The 3,657-nt window shown below is 55.8% G+C and carries 1 protein-coding gene; it reads left to right on the forward strand.

Going from position 1 to position 3,657, the window contains the following annotated elements:
• Window positions 1-68: 68 nt before the first annotated feature.
• Window positions 69-3,657 (forward strand): hypothetical protein (locus RR842_RS12820; RefSeq protein ID WP_332730003.1); only part of this gene is annotated, 3,589 nt, incomplete at its 3' end.

Raw genomic sequence — 3,657 nt, forward strand, 5'->3', positions numbered from 1 at the left:
ACCGTCTGATTTGCGCGCTCACTGCAGGACTGTCGCCAGGATCGGTGTGCGTTCCTGTTAAGTTGCTCATGCTCTTGCTAGAAACGTGGTACGCGAACGACCTTGAGATCCAGAAAATTCGGCGTGAGCTTCTGGATGGCAGGCGCGGCGCTTCCTACCAAGGTTTTGTCACCGATTACGATGCCTACGATTGGCTGGCCGGAATCAAAAAGACCTTCTCGACGGAAGGGGCGGAATACCTCGGCTTGCAAGGGTCGGTATCCACAGCCATGACGAAGGTGGTGCAATTTTCCCATTCCGACGGAAACGGTGGCCACGATCCGTACTACAACGAATTCGGTCCCATCATTTCTTACCCAGGCTATACGACTACGGTTACCACGGGCGAGGGAATGGCTCAGTGGCTCAAAGAACATTCGTCGGACTATTTCACGAATACGAACCCCTCTTATTCCTCCAGCTCTCACAGCGGCGGCGGTTGCGTGAAGGCCGGCACGCTTATTATGGTAGCTCCTGACGCGCTTGTGCCTATTGAGGAAATTGTCGAGGGAACGCCTGTGCGCAGCATCGGCGGTACCGTGAGTTTTGCATCCGCTGAACTGGTGCGCAACGACTCAGTAGTTGATTTCTACGCCGTAAACGACGATGAGCCGTTCCTGTCGTTTGAACACCCCATTCTCACGCAAGACGGTTTCAAATGTCTCGACCCTGAAACGGCTAAAATTATTTCGCCTGATGCCCCGGTTTCTCTTCTGCGCGTGGGGGACGTGCTGAACCGCGCGCATCGCCAGGCGGACGGAACCATACACTACACGACCGAAGTAGTGCGGCGTATCAACACGGCGCATATTGAGGGTGTGATCAGCTACGATTTGCATTTCAAGGAAGGCTACAACTCCTATCATGCCAACGGGTACCCGTGCTTGCTCAACTACCCTTCATTGACGGCGGCGGGCGTAGAGGAGCGATTGTCCTACGTGTTTAACCGCGACGAACGGCGGCGTGTCTTAAAACGGCTTGCCGGCGATGCCGACTTGCGCCAAGCGGTCGGTGAAACTACGATGTCTTATCTCCAGCAGTTGGTATCCAGCCCCGTTCCTCCGCTCAAAGCTGCGAAGAACGGCTTTCTGGAAGGGGATGAGCTTCGTTTGCGGTTTCGCCGCATCGTGTTCGACGAAGGAGATGGCGAACTTTCCGCCCCTGGCTTTAAGCGCCTTTCGCTGTATCGCGAGCGCTTGTTCTGCGCTGCCAATACTCCGCCGCTTCCCCTTGAGCGCCGGGGGCGCCGGGTGTTCTTCAAACTGCCTTCCACACAAGAGGGCACCGATGGTGGCATGCGCGAAAACGGAGGGAAGGCAGATTCTGCAGGGCTCCAAGAAGGGGGCGTGCTCAACCTGGTGCACAACGGACTTATGGCGAAGGGTGTCGTGTGCAAAAACGGCAAAATGCATCGGTTTTCAGCGTATAACGAAGATGAGTTTCGTCTGTTGAAAAACGGTGTATGTGTGGGAAAACTGGCAATCGAGCACGTGGAAGATACGGCGCTTGGGGCGGCGGCTCCAGCGGTGCGTCTGTACCTGTTAGACCCCGCTACGGACACCTTCAAGTTAGCCGAGGCTTGTACCTGCTCTGTTGGCATACGTCAATTTACCAGCCCGTCGGGCTGCATCACCTATCGCAACTGCATCGACATAAACACGTCGGTGCTGGCCTCGCAGATACTGGGACGCGTGCACGTGGATTTTCCGCCGCAGGTGTATCTGCTGTTCGACGCTCTGTTCATGGAGGCCGCAGAAGACGCGCGCCTGGGAAGCACCCACGGCATTACCGCCGAGCTTATCGAGGATGACGAGTTGGCGCGCTTCGATGCCCTCGTTACCAAGGAAGGGCGCACCCAGCCGCCCCGGGCAGAAACTCTGTATGGGGTTGCTGCCCCCCTGCTGGCCCCGCAGACGACCGACGGCCTTGTCGACGCTCTCGGCCTGTGCCTTGAGGAACTCTACAGCCTTCCTGTGCCCGAATCGTTGGGTGCCATTCATCAGAACAGTTTCGCCTCGCTTATGAACATGATGTTTTATCGGGCTGACGATGCCGTGCTGGAGATATTCGGCCGTACTCGCCCAGCAGCGGGGCCGGGCAAAGAGTTGAGCGTCGAAGAAGCAGCGATGGCAGCAGAGCACGATGCGTTTTTGAAAGACAGCCTTTCCGCCGGCTATACCTGCAACTCGCTTCAGTACTGGGACGACGAGTACTTGAAGGAGATTTTCAAGACCATTCCCCAGGCGTCGGCGAAGCTGGACTATTACCTCAACGGCGACGATGACCCCAAGACAATGGGAGCCTCGACCGACTACGGTGCCATCATGTCCCAGCTTAACAAGGCTCACTATGCCACGTGTGTTCCCGACCTTGCCAAATACGCGGCGGATGCTTCGCGTAATTGGGGGCAGGCGCTTTACGATTTCAGCCTGCGTATTGAGAATAAGAACAATCGGGGGCTGCTGTGCAACGTTGAGACGCAGGTGGATGGCAGTGTCAAACATGTTTCCAGCATGCTTGACGTGCTTGATGCTGCGCCGAAGATAAAGCTGGGGGAGCGCACGGTTGCTTACGGGCCTGCGTATGAATCGGCTATCTTCGACCATCAAGCCACGTGCGCCTCAAGCATGTTTTGCACCATGCCTGCGCACTTGTCTCCCGATGACTTCATGCCCCTTGCCCGCAGTTTGGCTGGAAGCATGTACGATGCTGCCTTCAAGGGAACGAACTACTGCGGGGCACCACTTCCTGTGGAATTGGCAGCTCAGGTGAAGGCGGAAGCGGCAGGGCAAAGTCGCGAGGACTACATCGAAGGCTCCGCCTCAACCTTGCGAGCAGGGCTTATGGCTACCCAGCTTAATGAGGAACGCTGGTTTCATTGGATGAATTCAGCGGGTGCCACGAAGGCTATTATGTTCACCGGCTTGCTGAGCGTCCTTTCTCTTGTCGCGCTGATCTATTCGACGCCAAAATCCTTGAGCGGAAAAGACATCATTACGGTTGTGGCGACGGTATCCGAAACGGTATGTGGTGCCGTTGACATTGCGTCGCTTTATCAATTGCACAAGATCGTGAAAGCCTCCGACATGACGGTTGAAGATGCCCTGCGTGCTCTTGAGTGCGTGCAGCAGGGAATGCCCCCTATGAGGCGTTTTTCTATGGGAGGAGGCGATCTGGTCTTTGATGACACGCTAAGCGCTATCGCGAAGGTCGAGGGCTTCAAGATCACGCGATCTTTCCTGAAGTTCTTCAACGTGGTGCTTTCGGGCGTGTTCATGGTGTTGTCCATAATTGATACGGCAACCGGCTGGGCCGATGACACGCCGGCGCGCCGCGCGTTTGCAGTTATCGACACCATTGCCAACATCGTCGTGTTTGGTGTAGCCGTGCTCGATGTGATCGGCTGCGTGTGCCCTCTCGTATCTGCCATTGGCGGCGTCTGCATCGTGGTGTGCATTATTTGCCAACTATTCCTTATGTTTCTGCCGAAGGAACACAAGCCTTCGACATCGGAGGGTTTTCTTATGGATGTGGGCAAGCCTTTCATCAACGCCCTTCCCGCGCCTTCGGCGTTTTATTTGGAGAAGAAGAAGTTGGTGGACGAGTATACAAAGAAAA

The sequence above is a fragment of the Gordonibacter sp. genome (genome assembly GCF_036667095.1).
Lineage (GTDB): Bacteria > Actinomycetota > Coriobacteriia > Coriobacteriales > Eggerthellaceae > Gordonibacter.